This is a genomic window from Saccharothrix sp. NRRL B-16348 (genome assembly GCF_001280085.1).
Classification (GTDB): domain Bacteria; phylum Actinomycetota; class Actinomycetes; order Mycobacteriales; family Pseudonocardiaceae; genus Actinosynnema.
The window spans coordinates 1-23,857 of sequence record NZ_LGED01000213.1 but is presented as its reverse complement, the minus strand read 5'-3'; the positions used below and the strand labels follow the sequence as shown (position 1 = coordinate 23,857).

The window sequence follows — 23,857 nt, the reverse complement described above, 5'->3', positions numbered from 1 at the left end:
CGGCAGGCCACCGGCCTGCTTGACCGCCGACGGGAAACTCCACGAGGAATCGACGGCGGGGCGGATCGAGGACCAGTCGGATCCAGGGAAGTGGGACTCCTTGATGTAGCCGAACGTGTCACCACCGGTGAGGCGCCACCGTTGCCCACGACACCGTTGCCGCAGTGACCCGCGGTCGACGTCACCACTTGACCGTCCTCCTCCCTGGCGTTGAACCCGCTGGTGCAGATGCTTCCACCAGTGCCCCAGGTCATTTCGATCGACTCACCAGCGGAGAGCAGTGGACACCGCGGCTTCGCCGGGCAGCGCGGTTGCCAGGAACGCTCGGGTGACCGGGGGATCCGGAGTTCACCGACCGGCAGTTCGTCTGGTGTGGACGATGTCCGTCTGCCACCCGCTCGGTCGGGCCGGTTCTTACAGTTCGCAGCCGGCGGTGGTTTCGACGTTGGTGCAGGTGTCGGTGCCGGGGCCGGCCTGTGCGGTGTCGGCGGTGCCGGCTGCGCCGTTGATGGTGTCGGCGAATCCGGCTCCGGCGTCGACCAGGGATCCGTTGCCGGTCCTGGCGTCGCCGTAGATGGTGTCGTTGTGGTCGCCGCTGTTGATGGTGTCGCTGAAGCTCTGGGTGGCGGTGGCCAGGCCGATCGGGATGACGACGGCGTCGAAGTCGCCGTAGACGGTGTCCGTGCCTGCTCCGGCGGTGATGTTGTCGTTGCCGGTCAGGGTGAGCACACCGCCGCCGGCGCCGGAGATGGTGCCGGTCCTGGCGTCGCCGTAGATGGTGTCGATGCCGTCGCCGCCGACGATGGTGTCGTTGGCGGCTGCCAGTGCGGCGCCGGCGAGAGTGAGGGTGATGTCGATGTAGTCGCCGGCGATCACGTCGGCGCCGAGGCCGCCGTCGATGCTGTCGTTGCCGGGCAACCCGAGGGCCGCCGGGCCGTTGATGGCGCGGAAGTCGCCGATCAGGAGGTCGTTGCCATCGCCGCCGAACATGGTGTCGTTACCGCCCACGGCAAGTGATGAGACGGTCTCGGTGTCGCCGTAGACGGTGTCGTCCCCCAGACCGGCGCAGATCGTGTCGTTGCCCCCGCCTCCGCTGATGACGTCGTTGCCGCCCAGCCCGACGATGACGTCGTTGCCCGCGGTACCGGTCAGCGTTTCGCCGGCCGCGGTGCCTTCCAGCGTCGCCGGCAGGCCGTTGCAGGCCAACTGGGCACTGGCTTGAACCGGTAAGACGATCATCGTGATGACCGTGAGGGCCGCTGTGACCAACGCCGTCCGACCGAGCAGCGGGGTCGTACGTCGATTCTGTGGCACTTCACCGAACGGTTGCATTTGTTGCTCCATCCTTCGGTCGGGTGTTCGTCGCGTGGTGTGCGATCGGGCTCGGGCGGGGCATCAACCGGCCTGCGGGTCGTCGACGGGCCGCGAGGCGGCACGCAGGCGGCGCAGGTTCTGCTCCGCGCCGGGGTAGCGCGTGCCGGACAGGACCAGGTGGGTGTGCAGGTAACCGTCCACGAAGGCGTGCAGCAGGGTCGTGAGCGGTCCTACCTCGGCTCGGGCGAGGGTGTCGGCGAGGGCGTTGTAGCGGTCGACGGCTCGGGTGGTCGCCTCCTGCACGGTCAGACCGGATCGTGCCGCGGTGAACAGGATGTAGTTGGACTCCGGGGCGTCCTGTGAGCCGGGTCGCGTCTCCTTCTCCAGGGAAGCCAGGTCGTTGGCCAGATACGCCATCTCGGCGACCCGGTCGACCACGTGCTCGTCGTGCGGTACGGACAGGTCGCGGAGGCTTCGCCAGAGGGCGATGAAGCCGTCGGCGGCGATGAGGGATCGGCGTGTGTCGTGGAACTGCTCGGGGGTGATCCGGCGGGCGCCGCGCGTCCCTTCCACCGCGGCGGCGGAGCAGTAGGCGATCAGGCCGCGTTCGACGTGCGCGGTGTCCGCGGTCGAGGCGCGCAGGTCCGCGAGCAGCGCCTGGTGCAGCTGTCCCAGCTCGCCCGCACGTGGCGGCTGCCCCGAGGTGAGCTGCCGGGTCAGGAGCTGCAGTTCGTCACGGGGTCCGTCGTCGATGCTGAAGCAGACGACGAGGAACTTCCCGCTGCTCGACACCTCCTGCCAGGTGGCGTCCGGCGGTGCGCAGTGGTGGGCGAACGTGGCGGAGTAGAAGGAGCTGCGGGCGTGCCACGGGGTTCCGCGATCGCAAGCGCAGTGTCGCAGCGACCAGGTGAGCAGCGCGTCGGTGAGCGCGACGTGTCGATCGTCGGTGAAGAACCGCCGGAAAGCGGCGAGCGGGTCTTCGTTCATCGTGCGCCTCCTCTCGCGGCTCTCGGCCACGGCACGCGGCCGCGCCGATTCGGTCGGGATGCAGCAGCGGCGGGGCGATCACCGCGCACCGGGGCATCCGCGGAAATGGATGCTTCGAGGGCGGCAGCGCGACAAAGCGGTGCGTCCGGTGCGCAGAACTGCGCATCACGCCCAAGAGGGATGGTAATGATTCCACCTCGGATCTCCAAGGACGAACGTCCGGTTGGGCCGTTAGAGTCGGAACTGTTCACTCGGATGTCCGAGTGCTACCTCCGCGATCCCACTGAGAATGGTTATTCCAGTGTTCATTCCATTCCGACAGGAATGGAGCGGTGAAGTTGCAGTAACCGTCATCTGAAACTTGACGCAGTCCTAGGGCGGTGCTAGTCATGAACAGCCCTGGGTGTCAGGGAAAGAGTGGGCCGTCCCGGTGAGTGCCGTTCGACTGCAAGGCAACACGTGCGCCCCGGTAAAACACACGAGAAGTCGGGAATCGCGGAATCGTTCCGCATCGACGGCTGTGCGACGACCCTGGAAGGGAAAGCGAATGGTCGGCACGACTCCGTTTCAAGCGATGCGGCCTGCTCGGGTGAGCGTTCCCGGTCCGCAGCCTCGGCACGTGGCGATCATCATGGACGGCAATGGCCGCTGGGCCGTCCGCCAGGGCCTGCACCGGCGACAGGGGCACCGGCACGGGTTCGGCCGACTGCCCGACATCATCGCGGCGGGCGCCGGTCTGGGGCTGTCCTGGCTGTCGTTCTACTGCTGGTCCACGGAGAACTGGAACCGGCCGGTGGCGGAGCAGTACTGCGTGCTCGGTCTGATCCGCCGGTTCGTCCGCGAACAACTACCGACGTGGCAGTCCGCGGGCATCCGCTTCGCGTGGGCCGGTCGCCGTGAGCGGATCGGCCCTCACCTGCGTGCCGAGTTGAGCCGGGCCGAAGAGGCCACGGCCGGCAACGACGGCTTGACCGTCTGCCTGTGCGTGGATTACGGGGGGCGGGTCGAACTCACGAACGCGGTGCGGGAGATCGCGCGGGAGTCCGCCGCCGGTCGACTCGATCCCGAGACCAGCCTCGACGAGCACATCCAGGCGCACCTGTACCGACCGGACATGCCCGATGTGGACCTGCTCATCCGCACGTCCGGCGAGCAGCGCACGTCGAACTTCCTGACCTGGCAGACCACCTACGCCGAAATGCTCTTCCCACCGGTCCTGTGGCCCGACTTCACACCCCAGGACCTCTCGGAAGCGATCCACACCTACGCCGAACGAGACCGCCGCTTCGGCGCCCTGCCTCCGATCCGGTCGACCCCGGCCTGACCATCCGCACCCCAACCCCTGGCCGGAAGCCCGTCGCCGGTCCGAGCCGGCGACGGAGCCGGCTCGGACCGGGCGGAACGGGGACAGGACCTGCTTCACCCGGCGAAGCGGCCACCGGACATGCGCCGCAGCCTTGGGCGAACCCGTGACGCGACCGGTCCGCGACCCTGACGACGAAGTCGCCGATCCGCACACGACGTGCGATCGATCGACCGCAACCGGATCGGCGCGCACCCCCACCACATTCCGGAACCCGATCGCGCACCCGCTCAACCCGCCGGGAGCGCAGCACTGCAGGACAGGACGCCCTCGCCATGGGAAAACCCACTCACGCCGTCGTACTCGGAGGCGGTCTCGCCGGCACCCTGGCCGCCGCCGTGCTCACCCGCCACACCACCTCGGTGACCATCGTCGAACGCGACCAACTGCCAGACCACCCCGTTCCCCGTGCGGGCACACCACAGGCCCACCACACCCACGTCCTGCTGTCGGGCGGCGCCCACGCGCTCGACCAACTCCTGCCCGGAACCACCCGGGAGCTGCTCGACCACGGTGCCCAGTACATCGGCGTGCCCAACCGGTTGCTGATGCTGTTCTCACGCGGCTGGCTGGAACGCTTCGACGAGATGCAGTTCATCATCGGCGCCAGCCGCGGCCTGCTCGACCGGGTCGTCCGCCGACGAGTCCTCGCCGACTCCCACATCACCGTCCGGCCGAACACGGCTGCGACCGGTCTGCTCGGCAGCCCCCACCGGGTGACCGGAGTGCGCTTGCTCGACCGACGGACCGGACACACCGACGACCTGCCGGCCGACATCGTCGTCGACGCCACCGGACACCGCTCCCAGGCCGTCACCTGGTTGACCGCCCTCGGCCTGCCGACCCCCACAGAGGAGCACATCGACCCGCAGATCTTCTACACCACACGCCTCTACCGGATGCCGTCCCTGGCTCGCGACGACTTCCCCGAGATCAACATCATGCCCGACCCCACCAACACCGACCACGTCCGCGCCGGTGTGCTGGTACCCATCGAAGACCGGCAGTGGACCGTCACCCTGATCGGCTCACGCGATCACCGACCACCCACCAGCGAGGCGGGCTTCGCCGCCTACGCCCGCGACCTGCGCCACCCGATCATCGCCGACCTCATCCGCACCGCCGAGCCGCTCACCGCCCCGCGCGGCTACCGGATCCCGGGCAACCGCCGCCGCCACTTCCACCGAATGCCCACCTGGCCCGACGGGTTCGTCGTCCTGGGCGACGCCGCCTGCACCGTCAACCCCATCTACGGACACGGCATGGCCATCGCCGCCCGCAGCGCCCTCGCCCTCGACACCGGACTGCGCCGCCACGGCCCCCACCACGACGCCCGTCGCACCCAACGCGACATCGCCCGCGCGGCTGACCTCGCGTGGACCATGGCCACCACCCAGGACCTGCGCTACCCCACCACCACCGGCCCACGCCCGAACGCACTGGCCCGCGGACGACAGCGCTTCCTCGACCGCATCGCCTGGACGGCCACCAGCCGCCCCTCCGTCGCCGCCGCACAACTCGGCGTCTACACCCTCGCCACCTCGCCAACCCGCCTGCTGACGCCCCACATACTGCTCAGCGTGATGCTGGGACCTCGACGACAAGCGCGCACAGACCCTCCGCTCACCACCGACGAACAGGCTGTCCGCGACCAGTGACAGCCGACCTGCTCCGATGACCGTGACATGGGTCTTGGACGGTCGACCGGTCGAAGCGCGCTGCTGCGACTGGCGCACGCCCTTCCCGATCTTCCAGTCAGGGCTGCGGAAGTGCTCGCGATCGACGACTTCGCGTTGCGGCGTGGTCGCCGCTACGCGATCGTGCTGATCGACGCGGTCACCCGCCGCCGGGTCGACGTGCTGCCCGACCGCAAGGTCATGATCCGGCTCGGCCATCTACGTCGAGGCCATCAGTCAAGGCGCACCGGACGCGATCCAGATCGGCGATCGATGGCACATCCGGAACAACCTGGTCGCGGCGGCGGAGACAACCGTGACGGCCCACAGCTGAGGATGCGACCAACTTGGTGACGCGCTCCAGGGCTTCCACCGGAAGGGTGTCGGACGCGGCCACGGTGCCCAGAGCGCGGAGCGGGCAGGGCGATCCGGATTCCGAATGCCTGTTCCGCGCGAGAGATGACCTGATCGAACGGATGTGGGGCGACGACGTTCCGGACCCATCGCCGGGTGGTGCAGGGATTCTGCGGACGGTTGTCCCGTGTTGCCGTCTGACCGACGACGCTACCGGGGCGAGGCGCTCATCGACGATGAACGCCATCCGGGACGTCCTGTTGATCGCCGACTCGACCGGGATCTCGACTACCTGGGATTGGTGTCGAGGACGCCATAACCTGGTGTCCAACGAGCGCTTGCCCATGGGATGCCGCTGCTGCAGCAGTGCTTCGCCGCAGACGAAGGCGGCGGCTGGTACAGCGCCTGGCCGGATCTTGGGGATGTGGACATGGCTGAGCTGGAACGCGTCAGTGGCGGGAGTCGGGTTGGGTCTGAGGGGCCGGCCGGTGTTGTTCGGGGTCAGTGAGGGGGTGCGGGCGGCGCCGTGGCGGCGTTGGCGTCGGCTGTATTCGGTGATGGCGTCCCACAGGTCGCGTCGGTCGGTGTCGGGCCAGCGGTGGGGGGTGAAGTACAGCTCGGCGTAGGCAGTGTGCCAGGGGAGGGAGTTGGAGGTGCGGGTGATCTCCTCACGGCCGCCGTAGAAGTTTGTCGGGACGGCCGGACCAGCGCTGGCGCACGTTCAGGTCGCGGATGGGGCCTTCGTCGAGTTCGCGTTGGACTGCCCCGAAGATCGCTGTGACTTCGTCGGTGTCGCGTTTCCAGTTCTCGGTGGAGAACGAGTAGAGGTGGCGCAGACCGATCTCCAGGGCGCCGTAGACCATCTCCTGTGCGGCGGTGGTGCCGACGCGGTGGCCTTCGCCGCGGGGCAGGCCGCGTTGCTCGGCCCAGCGGCCGTTGCCGTCCATGATGATGGCCACGTGGCCGGGCATTCGGTCGGCGGCGATGCGCGGGGCCGGGCGCCGTCACGGTGCGGTGGCGAGGGCCGGAGTCCGGTGCGGTCCGACTCCGGACCGGGATTGCCCGTGGTCACCGCGGGTGGTCGGGCTCTCGGCACGGTCAAGGGGGGCAGTGCCCAGGCCAGGGCCGAGCGGAGGTGGGCGGGGCCGTCAGCTCGGCGATCAGGGCCGCCACGGCCGGGCTCCAGCGCTCGACTACGGGTCGAGGTCGCCGTCAGCTGTGAACAGCCGTCACCGAGGCGCTGCAACACGATGTCCGGATGTGGGTGGTGGCGGCCACCCACATCCGGTCCGGGGGGCGGTCAGGCAGCAGCGGCGGTGCAGGCGGGTGCTGCGGCTGGTGCGGCCATCGCCGTGGTCGTCACGGGCGGGCCGGCGTTTGCCGGGCGGGTGCCGGAGCAGTAGTGGGACGACACTTCGCCGTCGGCGGAGTCGCCGAAGGCGAACACCAGGTACGACCCGCCGACGTAGAGCGAGAGCCCGCACATCGACCCGGCGTAGTGGGTCGTCACGGTCACGGTCGCCGGCACGTCGCCCTTGTACTCCTGGTCGACCTGCACGGTGTACGCGCGCAGGTCGTCCCAGACGTAGTTGGGCTTGCCGCGCTCCAGGACGGTGGACGCGGACACGTAGCCGCTGAACACGTGATCGGCCCGTGCGTAGCGCTGTGGTTCGGTGTCATAGGGCAGACAACTGCACGCACTGGCAGTACCGGTGAGCACGGCGGCGGACAAGACGGCCGTCAGCAGTACGGCACCGGTGGCGTGAGCGAGAAAACGCAAGCGCGCCAATGAAAGCTCCCCTGGTCGGGTGAACGGCGGCGGTGCTCGTCCAGCGTATCGGTCGACGCTCTGGCAGGCATTCGCCCAGTTGCCATTTGGCCGAGTCGGGTGCCGCACATCGGCGCCACCACAACCGAACGCCGTACTCCGCCGGCAACTCGCAAGTCGGATCCGCTACGAGCCTGTAGAACGGCTCTGGTTCGCCGCCCTGTCCGGGTGCTCAAGATGACGTTGCACTCGCCTGTTCGCTGCTACGACTCGTTGCGCCCTCACCGGTGGTGGTACGTGTTCTTCGGGAGGACACCGGTCGTTGTCGTAGTAGGTCAGGCCCACCGACAACAACGTCGAGATCTGCCTGACCCCGACCTACGCCTCCTGGGCCAACCCCATCGAGCCGCACTTCGGACCACTGCGCACCTTCGTCATCGCCAACTCGAACCACCCCAACCACACCGTGTTGGCCCGTGAGCTGCAACGACACCTGCGCTGGCGCAACGCCAACGCACGCCACCCCGACATCCTCGACGCCCAACGCCGTGAACGAGCACGCATCCGCAGCGAACGCCAACAACGCTGGGGCCGACCACCAGCAGCTTGACCAACCCGGCGAACCTATGTGGTCAACGCACTTGGTAGCCCAGTGGACAGCCCACAATGCCGGAGCGGTACCCACCCAGGCCCACTGGGGTTCCTGCGAGTGCCAAGCAGGGCGTGCCCGCGGATGATCATGCCGCTGTCCCGCGCGTGGTTGGCGATGCGGTCGCCGTTGGCGAAGGTGAAGTTCCCCTGGGACGGCTCGGTCGCGTCCCACTTCATCTCGTTCTCGGCAGTCACCTGGTTGAACTCGCGGTTGAGGATTCCGACGTACGTGGAGTCGCCGAGCTTGTTGGCGGTCACGGCGGCGCCGAAGTAGCGGCCCGTCGCGGCGGCGGACGCGCCGAGGGTGGTTGCGGCGCTGGCGGAGAACGTCGCCGCCAGGACCGCGCCGCCCGTCGTCGCGGCGACGAGCAGCGCGGCGGCCAGTGCGCGTGACGCCGACCTCGATGTCAGCTTCATGTTCAGCACCTTCTGGGAGAGCACCCCTGCGGGCTCGACGGGTGCGGTGGGAGGCGGGGTGCGGCCGTCGGCAGCGGGGGTCGCACCACACCGGTTGGCGTGTTGCGTGGTGGAGCAGGTCGGATCCAGGCCGGAGTCGTCGCCGTTGCCCTGGAACCGGGTGCGGTGACGACGGCGCTACCCGCGAAAGCCGTGGTGGTGACCAGGGCCGCGGGGCGCGGTCGGCGGGATGCCTCAGGTCCGGATTCCTCTTCCGGGTGGCTGCACCGCGCAGCGTCGCGTGGGTCAGCCTCGTGGTGGTGCGGTGCTGGCGCGGGTGATGAGTTCGGTGGCGAACATGGAGCGGTGCGGGGTGGTGGTGCCGTGTGCGATGTCGATGAGCATGCGGGTGGCGGTGGCGGCCATGTCGCGCAGCGGTTGGTGCACCGTTGTGAGGGCGGGGATCGCCCAGGTCGCGGTCGGCAGGTCGTCGAACCCGACCACGCTGAGGTCCTCGGGAATGCGGAGCCCGAGTTGGTGCGCGGCCTGGTAGACGCCGACGGCCTGGGCGTCGTTGAACGCGAAGACGGCCGTGGGCGGATCCGGGAGACGGAGGAGTTCCTGGCCGTGGGCCAAGCCGTCTCGGAGGTGGAAGTCGCCTTCCCGGATCAACACCGGGTCTACGGGGATGCCGGCGGTCTCCAGCGCGGTGCGGTAGCCGTCGAGCCGTGCCCGGCTGGGCATCGATCCTGATGATCCGGTGATGGCGGCGATGCGTCGGTGGCCGAGTCGGAGCAGGTGCCGGGTGGCCGCCAGGCCGCCGCCCCAGCTGTCGGCGGCCACCGACGGCAGGGCGGGATCGGGTTCATCCATGGGGTCGACCAGGACTATGGGGATGCCACGGCTGTGCAGCTGCTCCTGCTGGCTCTGCGTCGGCACGTTGACCGGCGCGACCACACCTGTCGGGCGCCGGGCGATGACGGCCTCGATCCAGTTCCGACCGAGGGTGTGCCGGCCTTCCGACTCCGAGACGACGAGGGCCAGGCCGTGCTCGACGGCGACGCGTTCCACGCCTTTGATGATTTCCATGGCGTAGGCGCCTTTGAGCTCGTGCAGGACGAGTTCGACGAGCGTGGCGCGGTTGGCCTTCTTCTGTCGGTAGCCGTGTTCGCGGATGATGGTCTCGACCGCGGCACGGGTGTCGGGTGCGACGTCGGCGCGGCCGTTGACGACTTTGGAGACGGTGGCGACGGAGACCCCGGCCAGGACGGCGATCTGGGCGATGGTGGTGCCGTTGCCGTCGGACAGGTCCTGCGAGGATCTCGACGCCGGCTTCACGGAGTCGGTCCGAAGCCGTCACAAGCCTCCGGGTTCGGCGTCGGCGAGCCCGGCGATGACAGCGGGCAGTCGGCGCGGTCGACCTCCATCGCCGCCGCCTCCGCCGGCATCCCGGCGGACGTACGGGATCCGGAGCAGGCTGACCGGTCGATCACCAGGCTCTCCTTCCGGTCTTCCGAAGTGGCGGACGCGATGTGAGCGATGCGGGCCACTGCCGACGATCTGAAGTTTCGAGCAAGGCGTCGAAATATGTCAATGCGGCCCAGTGGGCGCAGTCTCATTTGGGTCGTCGGGCCGATGTGGCCGACCAGATGGCCGATCCATCCGCCAAGGCGAGGTGTTATCGAAGACAAGGGCGAGGGCTGCGTGGAGTAATGGGACGGTCTTCCTGCTGCTCCAGAAGGCGGATAGCCGATTGTGAGCGCTCACACCAGGTCGCGATCATGGAGGCGCGACATCCAACGCAAGTTTGCGTCTCAACCGGGTGCACGCCGAATTCGCGTCGTACCGTGGAGCGGCGCCGGATGTTGCTCCGTGGCGGACCACGGTGCACGAGCGTTCGGGTCGTCGATCGAACGTTTTCGGAGCCGGACCCGTCCGCCCCGTTCACAGCGGGCAGGACGGCGACTGTCCACATGCGTCAAGGAGGACGTGGATGCGCTTGACACAACCGCGGTCGCCACTCGTCGACCCCGTGGAGCGGGATCCCGACACCGCACGGCACCAGTTCGGCGGTTCTCGCGTTTTGCGATCGTTCGTACGGCCATCTCGTGGACAGGGACAAGCATGAACACGTCGACGCAGTCGTGGAGCGCCGATGTGCGGAGGGCGTCAAGCCGGCGGGGTGACGTGCCCTCCGCGCCCGTCATGACCGGAGTCGGCCCGTCGAAGGCGGGAAGCAGTCGTCCGGCCATCGGTGCGAGCGGGTCCGTCGGTGTCGTGAGGGGCGTGGAGGGCCGCCTGCGCCGAGGGGAATCCGAACGTCCTCCCGCCAGACCATCGCTGGTCGAGTTGGTGTTCGACCACATGCACTCCGAATGGGCCATGGAGGTCATCCGCGGTGTCGAGCAGGTGCTCTCCGCCGAGCGGACGGCCCTGGTGCTCTCCGAGCTGCACGGGAACCGCGGGCAGAAGGACCGGTGGTTCGACGACCTGCTCGACCGGCGACCGCTCGGCGTGATCCTCGTGGTGTTGAAGCTGGACGAACGGCAGCGCCGACGGTTGACCGAGGCAGGCGTTCCCGTCGTCTTCGTGGACACCGCGGAAGAACAGCCGCCGGAAGTGCCCGTCGTGGGCTCGGCGAACTGGGCAGGCGGCTTGGCCGTGGCCCGCCACCTGACCGGGCTCGGGCACCGGAGGATCGCGATGATCTCCGGGCCGACGGCGCTGCTGTGCAGCCGCGCCAGGGCAGGAGGCTTCCTCAGCGCGCTGGCCGCGGAAGGAGTGCCGGCGGCGCCCCATCGCATCCGCTACGGCGATTTCCGAGCCCACGGCGGTTACGTCCACGGCCTGGAGTTGCTCGACCGCCCGGACCGTCCGACCGCGATCTTCGCGGGCTCGGACTACCAAGCGCTCGGGGTGATGCGCGCGGCCCACGAACTGGGCCTGTCGGTGCCCCGCGACCTGTCCGTCGTCGGCTACGACGACCTGTCGATCACCGAGTGGAGCGGCCCGCCCCTGACCACCGTCCGCCAACCGTTGCGCGACATGGCCGCCACCGCCGCGCGAATGATCATGACGCTGGCCCGTGGGCAGCGCCCTCCGTACCTGCGGATCGACCTGGCCACGGAACTGGTGCTGCGTCAGAGCACCGCGCCACCCGGCGGCAGCTGACGGGCGGCGTCGGAGGGCGCGGTGACGATGTGCGGGGCGAAGCACAGTGCCGAACCCCTGGACGACGTGGGCGTCCGACTCGACGTGGTGATCACACACAAGCCGTGACCGAACGTCGAAGGCGACGGACCGTGCGCGAATTCTCCGACCGTGTCCGGCAGGACTGGTGCGGAGGGACTCGGCTTCGACGGCGCCGACGTCTGGTCACCGGCACCCCGATCGCCGATATCGCTGTGGGTCGCATCCCGGAGACACTGTCCGGGATGCGACCCACAAGCCGTCAAGACGTAGCGGTGTTGCAGGGCGTCGTCGGAGCGGTGGTGGTCAGGGTCGTGTTGGGCGGCCCGTAGGAGGCGGGGCGGGTGCCGTCGCAACGCTGTGATTCGACACGACCGTCGCTGGAGTCGCCTTTCGCGAACACCAGGTGGTTGACGCCGACGGACATGTCGACGCCGCACGCCGACACCTGGTAGGGGCTGAGGACGTCGACCGTGGCCGGCACATCGCCCTTGTACTCCAAGGCGACCTTGACCGTGTAGCGGTACAGGTCGTCGAAGGAGTGGCTCGGGTCACCGAGTTCGAGGCTCCGGCTGAGCACCACGCCGGTGAACACGTGTGCGGCCCGCGCGTAGCGCTGTGCCTCGTTGTCGTAAGGCAGGCAGCTGCACGCGCTGGCGGTGCCGGTGAGAACGGCGGTCAACAACCCCGCCGTCAAGGTCACCGCACCTACTACATGGGCGAAGAAACGGAAGCGCACCAAGGGAACCTCCGGGATGAGGTGCAACAGACGTGGCGGTGCTGTTCCAGTCTAGTCAGCCGAGCACGGACGCGCCAGCATGAATCCTTTTTGGACTGTCCACATCAGACAGTCCGGCGTCTCTGATTCGCGAGATCGTGGAGTGGCGGAATCCTTGGCCGGTGTCGCCTCCCACCTCCTGCTGCGTCTCACTACGCGGGCGTACTGTCGCCGGACCGGTTGCCTCCCGTCTCGAAGGTGCCACGCGGCCCACCGGTCGGCGCTCGTCCATGGGGGTGAACCCGATCGCAGTCGCCGCTACTGAGACGCGCATGCGTTCTGGGGCTTGCCGGATCGAACTGTTTCGGCCAATACTTCGTAATGTTTCGAGCCCGACACCGACGTCGGGGAACGGGCAGCTGCCACGCGCACCCGTCCCTGCTTAGTTGCTGAGGATCCGGTCCGATGAACCTGAAGAACGTGGTAGCCGGTGCCGTCCTCGCGGTCACCGGGCTGGTGGGTGCGACGGTGTTGACGGTGGCGTCGCCGCCGGCCGCGTCGGCCGCGAGCCTGACCCAGGTGACGAATTTCGGCACCAACCCGACGAACCTGCAGATGCACCTGTACGTGCCGGACCGGGTGGCCGCGAAGCCCGCGATCCTGCTGGCGATCCACTACTGCGGCGGGTCGGGACCGGGTTTCCACTCGCAGACCCAGTACGCGTCCCTGGCCGACCGGCACGGCTTCATTGTGATCTACCCGACGGTGACCCGGAGCAGCAAGTGCTGGGACGTGTCCTCGCCGGCGGCGTTGCGCCGCGGCGGCGGGAGCGACCCGGTGGGGCTGATGTCGATGGTCGACTACGTCAAGCAGCGCCACAACGGGGACGCCGACAGGGTCTTCGCCACCGGCACCTCCTCGGGCGCGATGATGACCAATGTCCTGCTCGGCGTCTACCCGGACGTGATCAAGGCGGGTGCGTCGTTCGCGGGTGTCCCGTTCGCGTGCTTCGCCACCACCAACGGCTCGGAGTGGAACAGCCAGTGCTCCGGCGGGCAGTCGATCAAGACGCCGCAGCAGTGGGGCGACCTGGTCCGCGCCGCCTACCCCGGCTACACCGGTCCCCGGCCGAGGATGCAGATCTGGCACGGCACCAACGACGACACCCTGCGCTACCCCAACTTCGGTGAGCAGATCAAGCAGTGGACCAACGTCCACGGCCTGAGCCAGACGCCGACGTCCACCGACACGCCGCAGTCCGGCTACACCCGCACCCGCTACGGCAGCACCGGGGGGACGGCGCCGGTCGAGGCGATCAGCATGCAGGGCGTCGGCCACAACATCCCGGTCGACGCGGCCCAGGTGATCCGCTTCTTCGGCCTCGACGCAACCACGCCCACCACCAGCACGACTACTACAACGACCACCACCACCACGACCACCACGCCTGGTCTGACCGGTTGCCGCGTCACGTACACCGTCAACGCGTGGAACACCGGCCTGACGTCGTCGATCTCCATCACCAACACCGGAAGCACCCCGATCAACGGCTGGAGCCTGGCCTTCACGCTCCCCGGCGGACAGACCATCACCAGCGGCTGGAGCGCCACCTACACGCCCGCCAGCGGCGCGGTGACCGCCCGGAACGTGTCGTACAACGCCGCCCTCGCCCCCAACGCCTCGGTGGGCATCGGCTTCCAGGCCAACCACACCGGCAACACCGGCGAGCCGACCGCCTTCACCCTCAACGGAAGCACCTGCACCGTCGCCTGAACCCGCGGAGACTCCCGGCCCGCCGCCACGGAATCCGCACTGCCCTGAACTCGATGCACTGTCGCTTCGGGTGCGCCGCCGGCATCCTTGACCAGATAAGGATCGTTCGATGGACAGCTCCGTCCGTTCGAGGCGCCGCTCAACGCTCCTCGGCCTTGCCCTGGTGTTGATCGTCGCCGCCGCGAGCGCTGTCGTGGCCGTGGGCCAATCCACGGCCATCGGCCGGCCGGGCTCCGGGGCGGCCGCGTGTCCGGCGCTGCCGGACTCGTTGCCCGCCGCCGGCGCCCTGCCGACCGTTCCCGAGCTGCCGGACCCGTTCAAGTTCTGGGACGGCAGCCGGTTGACGACGTCGGCCGACTGGGGCTGCCGCCGCGATCAACTGCGCGAACTGCTGCAGTACTACCAGTACGGGCACCTGCCTCCGTCGCCGACGACTGTCACGGGCACCCGCAACGGCAACACGCTCACAGTCAGCGTCACGGCCAACGGCCGCACCTCATCGTTCACCGCGACCCTGCGCCTACCCAGCGGCACCGGCCCGTTCCCGGCCATCATCATGCTCAACCCGCTGGCGGCCAGTGCGACCAGCCGCGGGTACGCCGAGGTGCACATCACCCCGAACAGCATTGCCGCGGACAGCACGTCGAAGACCGGCGCGTTCTGGAGCCTCTACCCCGGCGCGGACACCGGTGTGCTGATGGCGTGGGCGTGGGGCGTGCACCGAACGCTGGACGCGTTGCGCTCCGTCCCGCAGATCGACACCACGAAGGTGGGCGTTTCGGGCTACTCCCGGTACGGCAAGGCAGCGGTGGTCGCCGGGGCGTTCGACGACCGCATCGCGCTGACCGTGCCCGGCTCCTCCGGGACCGCCGGCATGGGCAACTACCGCTACTTCTTCACCAGCAACAGCAACGACGAGAAGCTGGAGGACATCCTCGGCGCCGCGTACTGGTTCACGCCCCGGTTCGCCACCTTCCGCAACCAGGCCACCCGGCTGCCGATCGACCAGAACTCGCTGGCCTCCCTGGTCGCGCCCCGCCTGCTGCTGACCACCAGCGGCACTGAGGGCGCGGACATCCGCACCAACCCCCAGGGCACCGGCCTGACCCACCGGGCCGCGCGCATGGTCTACGAGTACCTCGGCGTCCCCGAGCGGATCGGCATCGCCTACCGGCCGGGCGGCCACCAGATCGACATGGCCGACTACAACGCGATCATGGACTTCGCCGACAAGTACCTCAAGGGCCTGCCGGTCAACCGCACGTTCGACAACGTGCCCTACCCGACCACGCCCGCCGCGATCCCGTGGACCATCCCGAGCGGCGGCGGCCCCACGTCCACGACTTCCACCACCACGTCCACCACGACTTCGGCCGCCACGTCCACGACCACCACCACGACTTCGACACCTCCGGTCGGCGCGTGCAGCGCCACCTACCGCACGGTCAACTCGTGGCAAGGCGGCTACCAGGGCGAGGTCTCGGTGACCGCAGGCACCTCGGCGATCACCGGCTGGACGGTCCGCTGGACCCTCGCGTCCGGCCAGTCGCTCACCCAGGTCTGGAGCGGCGTGTCGATCGGCACCGGGTCCTCGGCGGCCGTGCGCAATGCCGCGTGGAACGGGTCGCTGGCGCCGAGCGGCAGCGCGACGTTCGGGTTCATCGGCAGCGGCAGCCCAACGACGCCGATCTTCACCTGCACCAGTCCCTGACCCACACCGGCGGGCCGCACTGGACACGCCCAACGCGGCCGCGCCGGAGGGTCTGTCAATCGAGCGGGTTTGGTGCACTTTCGGTGGTGGTTCGGTGCTGGCGATCGGCCGTCACCTCCGGCCGAATCCCAGTCCACCTCACGGCAACCGCCGGTCGACAACGTTCACCTGTTCTCCCGCAATCCAGGGAACAGGGCACGGGCGCGGTCGGGTTCCGGTGAGACGAAGACGCCTTCCGCGGTCACCAGGGCCGTGGCGGGATCCTCGTCGGTGGTGATCGAACCTGCCACGGAGATCGTGCGGCCCTCGGTTCCCGTGACGTGGGCGTGGACGCGGAGGGGCACCTCCAGCAGAACGGGACGGTGGTAGCGGATCTGGAGGGAGGTGGTCATCGCGGGCATCCCGACGGCGGCGCAGGCCCGGCCCATCAGTTCGTCCAGCAGCATGGCGCTCATGCCGCCGTGCCCGTAGCCGGGCGGCCCTTCGTGCGCGATGCCGAGGGCGCAGGTTCCCGATAGCCCGCCTTCGACGGGTGTCACGCGCAGGGGCGGTGCGAGCGGGCTGCCGGAGCCGGTGACCGGGCTGTACATCCGCACGCCGCCCGGGAACTCGTCGGTCGTCGGGATCTCGCCGCGAACGCGTCGCCGCCCGGCGAGTTGTCCGGTGAGCCGCCGCACGGCGTCCGCGGCGCGGTGCAGGACGTCCGGTGGGGCGTCGGTGCGCACGACGGTGTCGACCAGGGTTCGCAGTTCGTGACCGAGGGTGGCTGCCGCCGCTCGGTGGCGTTCCCGCGCTCGTGCTGTCCGGTCGGGTCGGTGGTCGTCGAGGGAGGGCAGGTTCATCGGGTCTCTCGTACGAAGACGGGCTTGAGCAGCCGTTGGGGCAGGGCGTCGGGCAGGTCGTCCCAGTCCAGGACGTGGGAGACGACCCGTTCGGGTGTGACCTGGCCGGAGCGGGCGAGGTCGAGGGCGTCGGGGATGTGGTGGCGGACGTTGTCCCGGGCGACGCGCAGGGTGACGCCGGTGAGGTACATGTCGAGCAGGGGCAGCTCGCCGGGCCGGAAGTGGTTGCCGGCGCTCTCGCAGAACCCTTCCGGGGCCAGGCTCTTGAGCGCGAGGGCGAGTTGGTCGACGCGGCCGGTGGCCTCGATCGCCAGGTCGAAGCCGTGCCGGATCGGTTCGATCGCCTCTGCGGTGCGGGCTCCGTAGCTCTCGGCGATGGCGCGGTGTTCCGGCTTCGGGTCGACGTAGAGCACGTCCGAGGCGCCGAGCGCGCGGGCGATGTCGCACACGTACAGGCCGATGCTGCCGCGCGCCACGACGAGCACCCGGGCTCCGGGCCTGGCTTTGAGGTGAGGGGCGACCAGGCGCCAGGACAGGGACCAGTTGTCGCTGGCCGAGGCCATCGCGACCGGGTCGAGGCCGGACGGCAGCGGCACCAGCATGGCGTCGGCGTAGGGCACGCGGACCAGGTCGGAGAACAGCCCACCCCAGGTGCCGCCGATCGGCGCGCCGTACATCGCCATGTGCGGCACCGACGTGCAGTGCGCGGTCAGACCCGAACGGCAGTGATCACACGTGCCGCAGTTGATGGACCACGGCAGCACGACCAGGTCGCCGGGACGGACTCCGGTCACCGCCTCGCCGATGTCGACGACGCGGGCGACGCATTCGTGGCCGATGGCGAACGGCGGCGCGATGAACCCGTGCCCGGCCAGGATCGCGGAGTCCACGTCGCAGGGGGTGGCGGCCACCGGCGCGACGATGGCGTCCACATCGGACTGGAGCGTCGGGTCGGGTGCCTCGCGCCACTCGGCCGTGTGGCGTGAGACGTAGGTCAGCTCACGCATCGCTCGTGTCCTTCTGCGCCAACGTGACCAGATCGGCGTAGCGGATGACCGAGCCACCGGCTCCCCAGGTGCCCTCCGGCTGCTCGTGCACCAGGACCCACACCGTCAGCGCGTGGTCGTGGGACAGCCCGGCGGCCTCCAGGACGGTGGTGGTGACGTCCCGGACCAGTCCCGCTTTCCGGCGTTCGGACAACGCGCCGTGCGGAACGGTGACGTCCACGAGGAAGCGTGGCGCGTCGTCCTCTGCGGTCGTCTGCGCACCCTCGGGCAGTTCGATCAGGTAGCTCCACGCCTGGGCGCGGAAGAACGCCTTGTCAGGCGCTCCCTCCCAACGCAGCAGCACCGCGGCGAGGTCGCGCTGGACGGTCGTGCGGCCCTGCTCGGTCAGGGAACCGGTCGGGACGGTCAGTCTGATCATCGGCATGGCGACCTCCTTGCTCAGGCGTGGAAACGGGTGCGGATGGCGGTGGCCTTCTCCTCGGTGAACACGCCGGTGCGGAGGAGGGAGAGGATGGACAGCACGCCGCCGCTGGAACCCCAGCTGCCCTCGTCGATGACGCGGAAGTTGACCCACCAGGCGGGTGACGGCTGGGCGAGCCCGCAGGCGTCCGCCATGTCCGCCAGGATGCGCTCGATGACCGAGGTCCGTACCTCTTGGCGCCAGTCACCGTCCATCACCGCCACGTCGATGACCATGACGTCGGGATCCTGCTCGACGTCCGCCAGCAGCCGGCCGCCGATGGCCATCGTGTCGGGGGCGCGCTCGACGAAGTGCACCTGGAACCCCGCTCGGGCGGCCGGTGCGAACTGTCCGATCTCGGGCACCAGGACCGCGTCGGTCAGCGTCTCGGCCAACGTGCGGCGCTGCTCCTGACTCAGGCGCCCTTCCTGGGTGTTCACGGTGATGACGGTCACGACAAGTCTCCTATGACGCTCGTTATAACCGCAGCCTAACACGGGTTATAGCGAGCGTCATAGCGCCGGGTCGACTCGGGGTGCGAGGTCAGTGCACCGGGTCGCGACACAGCGCGACCTTGGTCGTCTTCGCGGCGTAGGCCGTGGGCGCGTCGTCCCAGTCGGCGGTCAGGGTGGTGACGCGTTCGGCGGGGAAGCCCGTGCGGTGTACGAAGTCCAGCAACTCCGGCAGCAGCGCCCGCGCGTGGGAGACGCCGACGCGCAACGTCGTGTCGGTGGCGTACATGTGCATCAACGGCACCCGCGTGCCGGTGGCGAGGTAGTAGCCGACGGCGGTGCACACGCCGCCCGGGGCCAACGAGCGGATGGCGCGCCGCAGCCCGGGCGCGCTGGAGGTCGCCTCGACCGCCACGTCGTACCGGCCTTCCGGTCGCGTGACGGCCCGTGCGCCGAAGGACTCCGCGATGTCGCGTCGCCCGGCGTCGTCGTCGACGTAGTCGACCGGCCCCGCGCCGTGCGCCACCGCCAGTCCGGCCGCGTAGAGACCGATGCTCTTGGCGCCGCCACCGAGGATCAGGACGGATCCGCCTTCCCTCGCGGCGAGCGGCGGGACGACGCAGCGCCACGCGTCCGCGAGGTTGTCACTGGCCGCCGCGACCCGCAGTGGCGGCACGCCCGCCGGCACGGGCACCAGCATGTGGTCCGCGAACGGGACGCGGAACTCGTCGGCGACCATGCCGCCCCACGGTCCGCAGGCCGGGCCGAACCCGAACGCCGCGAGCGTGGACCGGATGGTCGTGGCGCACTTGGACGTGAGGCCGTTCCGGCAGTGCCCGCAGGAGCCGCAGGACACCGCCCACGGCACGACGACGCGTTGGCCGACGTGCAGCGCCGTCACCGCGGCACCCACGGCGACCACTTCGGCGACGCATTCGTGCCCGATGCCGAACGGACCCTTGAACGGCACGGAACCGCAGATGCTCGCCACCACCGGGTCGATCGCGCCGATCGCCAGGCCCAACTGCATGGCCCGGGACACCGGGCGGTGGATCGGCACCGTGTCGCCGTCGCACCGTCCCGCGACGAACGGCCGCACGACGGCGTCGCGCCCGTCCTCGATCCGCGGCGGTTCCCGGTCGCGCCAGGCCAGTCGGCCGCTGCGCAGGAAGTGGAGTGCACGTGTCATGCGGGTAGACTATGACGGTCGTCATAACCGGGAGGGTAGGCACCCATGGGTTCGACCGAACCGCGGCAGCGGATCGTGGCCGGCGCGGCGGACATGCTGCGCCGGCGGGGCGTGCACGCGACGAGCGTTCGTGAGCTGGCCAAACACGCCAAGGCCCCGCTGGGATCGACGTATCACTACTTCCCGGGAGGCAAGCAGCAGCTCGTGACCGAGGCGGTCCGGTTCGCGGGCGACGTGGCGGCGCGCATGCTGGCTGAGGAGCTGTCGGCGGGCCCGGTGGAGGGCTTGCGCGCGTTCCTCGCGTGGTGGCGGGGGATCGTCACCAGGAGCGACTTCATGGCCGGGTGCCCCGTGCTGGCCGTGTCGGTCGAGGAACCGTCCGAGGGCATGGCGGCCTTGGACGCGGCGGCCGAGGTCTTCACCCGGTGGGAATCGCTCCTGACCGATTCCCTGCGGCAACACGGTGTCGGCGAACAGGAAGCAGACCAGGTGGCCACGCTGACGGTGGCAGCGGTGGAGGGCGCGGTGGCGATGTGCAGGGCCAAGCGCAGCGCCGAACCCCTGGACCGCGTGGCGGTCCGACTGGAGGCGGTCGTCACGCAAACCCTGGCCGGTCGCTGAGCGCCGGACGGATTGGTTCGAGCGCTTGGGTATTGGCCTCGACGCCAGCATCCGGTCGCCCAGCATTTCGACCGACGGCTTCTGCTCGCCAGACGGGCTGGGGTCGTCGGGACGAGGCTGGCGGACCTCAGTTCGGCGGGTGGTGCGTATGACCGTCGACGGTGGGCGTCGTCTGTTCCAAGTCGGCGATGCTGAACTCCAGCGCGGCGACCGGTCCACGACCACCGAGTCCGAGGAGCTGCGCAGGCTCCGCAAGGAGAACGCGGAACGTCAGCGGGCCGACGAGATCCTCAAGGCCGCGTCCGCGTTTTCGCGGCGGAACTCGACCCGACCCGGGGCAGGTTGGGCGCACCCGAACACGGCCGTGGCCTGCTCGTGGTCAACCGGCTGTCGGTCAGCTGGGGACATCGGCGTGACGGCGACCGGAGAACCGTCCGGGCCCAGGTCCGACTGGCCTGAGTCGTCCGCGCGAACACCGCGGCCGGAGCAGGACGAGGTGGTGGCGGCCGTGCTACGCGCCGTGGAGCCGTTCGGGCCGTTGATCGGACTTTGGATCCGGTCGATCAACGGCCCGAACACTGGTGCTCACGTCAAGGGGCACGGGTGGTGCCGGTGAACGGCTGAGGGGTCAGGCGGGAGGTACGGCCTGGCGGGCCAGCTCGGTCAGGTCCGTGAGGAACTCCGCTGCCGGCACGGGTTTGCCTTCCTTGCGGGTCGGTGACGGTGCCAGTGGCACGAACAGGTCGGCAGCAGGTGAGTGCAGCCACAGCGCCATGACGTAGAGGGCGGGGATGCGCAGGAGGCGGAGTTCGAAGCCTGCCGCCGCGAGTTGGGGCAGCTTTCGGACGGCCTTGACGGCTTTGTCGGTTTCGGCGACGAACGGGCCCTCGGTGAACTGCGAGACCTCGTGGGTTCCGTCGGGGGCCTGCGTGGTTTCGGCGCTGGCGATGAGTTGTCCGCCGTCCTCGACGAGGTAGCGCCAGCCGACCGGTCGGGCCGTGTCGAGACCGGCGCCGGAGGTGATGTCGTCGAGTCCCATGGTGAAGACCTGGTGGGGGGTGGACAGGTCGAGTCGGTCCTTGTGGGCGCCGCGCAGTGCCTTGGTGGAGAAGTTGCCGCCGTCGGCGAACGCGTGGAGCTTCGCCTTGACCTTGTCGGGCACGCCGGTGGGTGGGTCGGGCAGGTGCAGTGGCATGCGGGCTCCTCAGGCTTTGGTCTTGTAGCTGACGTTCCAGGTCCCGGAACCCTGGTAGTTGTCCCGGAAGGCGTCGTAGGTGAGGTCGGAGTCCCCGTACCAGGGGTCGGCGACGGCGACGTGCTCCACTCCGCCCACCCGGGAGCGTCCGCGGACCGCTGCGATGTGGCCGCCGCCGCCCCGCCAGGCGATGTTCACCAGGACCGGCGCGGACTTCGCCAGTTCGGGGCCGAGTTGCAGGCTGGTCAGGGCGTTGTTGAGGCGCTCTTTGAAGTGCCCGACCCTGGTCAGCGGCGCGTCCGGCCACCGGCCCCAGTTGCAGGGCGACACCTGACCCGCGCCGACGACGCAGTCGTTGCGCCCGAACTCCGCGTTGGCCAGCAGGCCCTGGGTCCACGCCGCGTTGGGGTTGTAGAACTTGGCGACGCTGACCGAGGCCGCGTCCCAGCACCAGTTGGTCTGCTCCTGGCGCTGCATGACGAAGTCGAGGCTCTGGTCGGCCAAGTCGAGGACGAACGTCTCGTCCCCGCCGCCGTTGGCGTCGAACTGGCAGTTGACGATCCCGCCTCCGGCGTCGGTGGTGGCGGTCACCCCGCTGCCGACCATGCGGAGGAACGCGTTCGGGAAGGCCACCGATCGGAAGGAGAACGACCCGTTGTCCTGGACGTGGAGCTTGTACTTCTCGTAGACGCCGGGTGCGCCGGCGATGAACTGGCAGCGGACCGTCCCGCCTCCGGAGCCCGCGGTGGTGACCCCGGTGCCGTCCATCCACAGGTACACCTTCGGGAAGGCCGCCGACTCGAAGGCGTACGACCCATCGGCTTGGGGTCTGACTCTGTACTTCTCCATGGGGCCTGCTCCGTACTGGCAGTTGACCGTCCCGCCCCGGTAGTTGTCGGCGGTCACCCCCGTGCCGTCCATCCGCAGGTACACGTTCGCGTAGGACACCGACCGGATCGTGATCGGTGTATCCCCGAGCACGGCAAGGTCGGCTACCGATAATGGCATGTGGTCCTCTCCTCTTCGCCTGATTCCAGTACGCGACTGGATTCCGAGCTCCGCCGGGCAGCGTTTCGCTGCGGGAGTCATTGTCGGTCAGAAACGCTACGAGGTGCACGGTCGACTGCCTGAGAGGTGAATCAGGCAATCGGGTGCTGGCACCCCCGGAGCACCGGCACGCCCGAGCGTCCTCCAGAAGCATCGCTCACACGGGCGTTGCGCCGCCAGAGACCAAAGGGCCTATCGATCGGCCATCAGGTGTCGGCACGCCCTCTTACGAGGGTGTGGAAGTCCGCCTTTTCGCGGAAAGGCCTTACTTGGATAGCCGCTCTGTTGCGCGGTCGACATCCGTGCATGGAGGAAGCGTGATCGGCCGATGCCCGCCCCTCTGGAATGGGCGCCTCAGCGGCCACACCGGAGAACTCGTGTCCACCGCGCCGGAAGGCTACGCCGAGGTGATTTCGAGGAGGACGGAGGAGGTGGTGGTGCCGGAGACGGCGCTCAGCCCGAGGGTGCACATGGTGACGATGTGACCGACCGGGGGAGCGACCTCGACGGTGCGCGAGCCGGATGTCAGGCCGGGCACGCCGGCCGAGACGCAGGTGTACTGGGCCGAGGAGGTGACGACGACGGTCTGTGGGGTGGCGGTCAGCGGCGGCGTGTAGGTGTTGGCCTGGTTGCTGAGCGGGACGCAGACGCATGGGACCCCCGTTCCGGGTTGTCGGCTTGCGCGCACTGCCGCCCGACTGGAAGGCGCACGACGACTTCGTCCGAGCCTTTCACATGCCGGAGGCGGATATTAGCCACCGATCAGCGGGCAGCCGATCGTGGTCGCCCTCGATAGTCGGGACGTCGACCCGACTCCTAATGCATCGATTGCCGACACTGTTCCAGATCTGCTGCTCCGGGTGAGTTCAGGACGCCTGGTCGAGGCGACCGGCGGCCACGGCCCACGTGATACTTCGCGTGCGGGCATCGGATGGATCCGTCGAGATCTCCGCAATTGACGTGCGTTGGTTCTTCGAATGACACGCCGCGTGTGGGCGGCGCGGAGGAAGTCGACCGTGTGGAGCCTTGACCGTGCCCGAGCGGCCTAGTGCTATGTCATGCAACCTTGGCCGGGTAATGGGTCCAGGTGCGGATGGGTGAGTCGGTGGCGAAGCCGGTCTTGGGCTGGGCTCGGGCGTTGCGC

The 23,857-nt window shown here is 69.2% G+C and carries 21 protein-coding genes and 2 pseudogenes; 8 read left to right on the top strand and 15 right to left on the bottom strand.

The genetic code is table 11. The features are described from left to right. Positions 1–414: 414 nt before the first annotated feature. Together ADK67_RS54800 and ADK67_RS27945 are read right to left on the bottom strand one after the other, a co-directional pair. Positions 415–1,332 (bottom strand): calcium-binding protein, encoded by a 918-nt coding sequence (locus ADK67_RS54800; protein ID WP_197289647.1) that lies wholly within the window; start codon positions 1,330–1,332, stop codon positions 415–417. Between the two features lie 63 nt (positions 1,333–1,395). Continuing rightward, the gene (locus ADK67_RS27945) at positions 1,396–2,301 is read right to left on the bottom strand and encodes a terpene synthase family protein (RefSeq protein WP_053719505.1); all 906 of its coding nucleotides are present in this window, start codon (positions 2,299–2,301) and stop codon (positions 1,396–1,398) included. 619 nt (positions 2,302–2,920) lie between these two features. Between ADK67_RS27945 and uppS the strand changes: the two genes are divergently transcribed. The 3 genes from uppS to ADK67_RS53955 all read left to right on the top strand — a co-directional run bounded on the left by uppS (position 2,921) and on the right by ADK67_RS53955 (position 5,694). Beyond that, positions 2,921–3,625, top strand: coding sequence for a polyprenyl diphosphate synthase (gene uppS, locus ADK67_RS27940; RefSeq protein ID WP_053719504.1), 705 nt, complete (start codon positions 2,921–2,923; stop codon positions 3,623–3,625). 314 nt (positions 3,626–3,939) lie between these two features. Further along, positions 3,940–5,322: an FAD-dependent oxidoreductase gene (locus ADK67_RS27935; RefSeq protein WP_053719503.1), complete on the top strand. Its 1,383-nt coding sequence runs from the start codon at positions 3,940–3,942 to the stop codon at positions 5,320–5,322. A 111-nt stretch (positions 5,323–5,433) separates the two neighbouring features. Beyond that, a complete protein-coding gene (locus ADK67_RS53955; RefSeq protein ID WP_231648385.1) occupies positions 5,434–5,694 on the top strand; it encodes a hypothetical protein in 261 nt (86 codons plus the stop codon). Positions 5,695–6,229: 535 nt separating this feature from the next. Here the strand turns inward: ADK67_RS53955 and ADK67_RS55415 are convergent. The 3 genes and pseudogenes from ADK67_RS55415 to ADK67_RS49440 form a co-directional block, all read right to left on the bottom strand. Further along, positions 6,230–6,358: pseudogene (locus ADK67_RS55415) on the bottom strand (undecaprenyl diphosphate synthase family protein); the annotation flags it as partial. A gap of 4 nt (positions 6,359–6,362) precedes the next feature. Continuing rightward, positions 6,363–6,653 carry an undecaprenyl diphosphate synthase family protein gene (locus ADK67_RS55410; RefSeq protein ID WP_442974195.1) on the bottom strand — a complete coding sequence of 97 codons (291 nt, stop codon included), beginning with the start codon at positions 6,651–6,653 and terminating at the stop codon, positions 6,363–6,365. A gap of 341 nt (positions 6,654–6,994) precedes the next feature. Then, entirely contained in the window at positions 6,995–7,474 is a 480-nt protein-coding gene (locus ADK67_RS49440; RefSeq protein WP_197289646.1) for a hypothetical protein, read from the bottom strand. A 334-nt stretch (positions 7,475–7,808) separates the two neighbouring features. On the opposite strand from ADK67_RS49440, the pseudogene ADK67_RS55135 reads away from it, so the two are divergent. Then, positions 7,809–8,072: pseudogene (locus ADK67_RS55135) on the top strand (IS630 family transposase); the annotation flags it as partial. Positions 8,073–8,086: 14 nt separating this feature from the next. Here the strand turns inward: ADK67_RS55135 and ADK67_RS27920 are convergent. After that, a complete protein-coding gene (locus tag ADK67_RS27920; protein ID WP_157620895.1) occupies positions 8,087–8,530 on the bottom strand; it encodes an endo-1,4-beta-xylanase in 444 nt (147 codons plus the stop codon). Positions 8,531–8,815: 285 nt separating this feature from the next. After that, positions 8,816–9,847, bottom strand: coding sequence for a LacI family DNA-binding transcriptional regulator (locus ADK67_RS27915; protein ID WP_053719499.1), 1,032 nt, complete (start codon positions 9,845–9,847; stop codon positions 8,816–8,818). A 939-nt stretch (positions 9,848–10,786) separates the two neighbouring features. Here ADK67_RS27915 and ADK67_RS27905 point away from each other — a divergent pair. Continuing rightward, complete coding sequence (locus ADK67_RS27905; protein ID WP_231648381.1) at positions 10,787–11,680, top strand: substrate-binding domain-containing protein; 894 nt, start codon at positions 10,787–10,789, stop codon at positions 11,678–11,680. A gap of 280 nt (positions 11,681–11,960) precedes the next feature. On the opposite strand, the gene ADK67_RS27900 is transcribed toward ADK67_RS27905, so the two are convergent. After that, complete coding sequence (locus tag ADK67_RS27900; protein WP_231648380.1) at positions 11,961–12,437, bottom strand: hypothetical protein; 477 nt, start codon at positions 12,435–12,437, stop codon at positions 11,961–11,963. 444 nt (positions 12,438–12,881) lie between these two features. Between ADK67_RS27900 and ADK67_RS27895 the strand changes: the two genes are divergently transcribed. Next, positions 12,882–14,189, top strand: coding sequence for an extracellular catalytic domain type 1 short-chain-length polyhydroxyalkanoate depolymerase (locus tag ADK67_RS27895; RefSeq protein WP_053719495.1), 1,308 nt, complete (start codon positions 12,882–12,884; stop codon positions 14,187–14,189). Between the two features lie 109 nt (positions 14,190–14,298). Further along, on the top strand, positions 14,299–15,900 hold the full coding sequence (locus ADK67_RS53945) for a glucuronyl esterase domain-containing protein (RefSeq protein WP_231648379.1): 1,602 nt from the start codon (positions 14,299–14,301) through the stop codon (positions 15,898–15,900). Between the two features lie 164 nt (positions 15,901–16,064). Here ADK67_RS53945 and ADK67_RS27885 read toward each other — a convergent pair whose 3' ends face one another. From ADK67_RS27885 to ADK67_RS27865, 5 genes are all read right to left on the bottom strand, one after another. Further along, complete coding sequence (locus ADK67_RS27885) at positions 16,065–16,742, bottom strand: PaaI family thioesterase (protein WP_053719493.1); 678 nt, start codon at positions 16,740–16,742, stop codon at positions 16,065–16,067. Then, a complete protein-coding gene (locus ADK67_RS27880; RefSeq protein ID WP_053719492.1) occupies positions 16,739–17,749 on the bottom strand; it encodes a zinc-dependent alcohol dehydrogenase in 1,011 nt (336 codons plus the stop codon). Before ADK67_RS27880 ends, ADK67_RS27885 begins: the two co-directional genes overlap by 4 nt. Next, entirely contained in the window at positions 17,742–18,173 is a 432-nt protein-coding gene (locus ADK67_RS27875; protein ID WP_053719491.1) for a tautomerase family protein, read from the bottom strand. The genes ADK67_RS27880 and ADK67_RS27875 overlap by 8 nt, the downstream gene beginning before the upstream one ends. 14 nt (positions 18,174–18,187) lie before the next feature. Continuing rightward, positions 18,188–18,664 carry a tautomerase family protein gene (locus ADK67_RS27870; RefSeq protein ID WP_053719490.1) on the bottom strand — a complete coding sequence of 159 codons (477 nt, stop codon included), beginning with the start codon at positions 18,662–18,664 and terminating at the stop codon, positions 18,188–18,190. A gap of 88 nt (positions 18,665–18,752) precedes the next feature. Then, a complete protein-coding gene (locus tag ADK67_RS27865) occupies positions 18,753–19,850 on the bottom strand; it encodes an alcohol dehydrogenase catalytic domain-containing protein (RefSeq protein WP_053719489.1) in 1,098 nt (365 codons plus the stop codon). Between the two features lie 45 nt (positions 19,851–19,895). Between ADK67_RS27865 and ADK67_RS27860 the strand changes: the two genes are divergently transcribed. Next, positions 19,896–20,471, top strand: coding sequence for a TetR/AcrR family transcriptional regulator (locus tag ADK67_RS27860; RefSeq protein ID WP_053719488.1), 576 nt, complete (start codon positions 19,896–19,898; stop codon positions 20,469–20,471). A gap of 628 nt (positions 20,472–21,099) precedes the next feature. Here the strand turns inward: ADK67_RS27860 and ADK67_RS27850 are convergent. Together ADK67_RS27850 and ADK67_RS52770 are read right to left on the bottom strand one after the other, a co-directional pair. Further along, positions 21,100–21,666, bottom strand: a complete 567-nt coding sequence (locus tag ADK67_RS27850) for a hypothetical protein (protein ID WP_053719487.1) — start codon at positions 21,664–21,666, stop codon at positions 21,100–21,102. 9 nt (positions 21,667–21,675) lie between these two features. After that, on the bottom strand, positions 21,676–22,614 hold the full coding sequence (locus tag ADK67_RS52770) for a fascin domain-containing protein (RefSeq protein WP_197289645.1): 939 nt from the start codon (positions 22,612–22,614) through the stop codon (positions 21,676–21,678). Positions 22,615–23,857: the final 1,243 nt, after the last annotated feature.

What these genes read in the sequence shown, in the direction of transcription:
- ADK67_RS27875 (WP_053719491.1), bottom strand. Translation starts at nt 18,173, where the DNA reads ATGCCGATGATCAGACTGACCGTCCCGACCGGTTCCCTGACCGAGCAG.
- ADK67_RS27920 (WP_157620895.1), bottom strand. Translation starts at nt 8,530, where the DNA reads ATGAAGCTGACATCGAGGTCGGCGTCACGCGCACTGGCCGCCGCGCTG.
- ADK67_RS27880 (WP_053719492.1), bottom strand. Translation starts at nt 17,749, where the DNA reads ATGCGTGAGCTGACCTACGTCTCACGCCACACGGCCGAGTGGCGCGAG.
- ADK67_RS27865 (WP_053719489.1), bottom strand. Translation starts at nt 19,850, where the DNA reads ATGACACGTGCACTCCACTTCCTGCGCAGCGGCCGACTGGCCTGGCGC.
- ADK67_RS27895 (WP_053719495.1), top strand. Translation starts at nt 12,882, where the DNA reads ATGAACCTGAAGAACGTGGTAGCCGGTGCCGTCCTCGCGGTCACCGGG.
- ADK67_RS27860 (WP_053719488.1), top strand. Translation starts at nt 19,896, where the DNA reads ATGGGTTCGACCGAACCGCGGCAGCGGATCGTGGCCGGCGCGGCGGAC.
- ADK67_RS54800 (WP_197289647.1), bottom strand. Translation starts at nt 1,332, where the DNA reads ATGCAACCGTTCGGTGAAGTGCCACAGAATCGACGTACGACCCCGCTG.
- ADK67_RS27850 (WP_053719487.1), bottom strand. Translation starts at nt 21,666, where the DNA reads ATGCCACTGCACCTGCCCGACCCACCCACCGGCGTGCCCGACAAGGTC.
- ADK67_RS27935 (WP_053719503.1), top strand. Translation starts at nt 3,940, where the DNA reads ATGGGAAAACCCACTCACGCCGTCGTACTCGGAGGCGGTCTCGCCGGC.
- ADK67_RS53945 (WP_231648379.1), top strand. Translation starts at nt 14,299, where the DNA reads ATGGACAGCTCCGTCCGTTCGAGGCGCCGCTCAACGCTCCTCGGCCTT.
- ADK67_RS27885 (WP_053719493.1), bottom strand. Translation starts at nt 16,742, where the DNA reads ATGAACCTGCCCTCCCTCGACGACCACCGACCCGACCGGACAGCACGA.
- ADK67_RS27945 (WP_053719505.1), bottom strand. Translation starts at nt 2,301, where the DNA reads ATGAACGAAGACCCGCTCGCCGCTTTCCGGCGGTTCTTCACCGACGAT.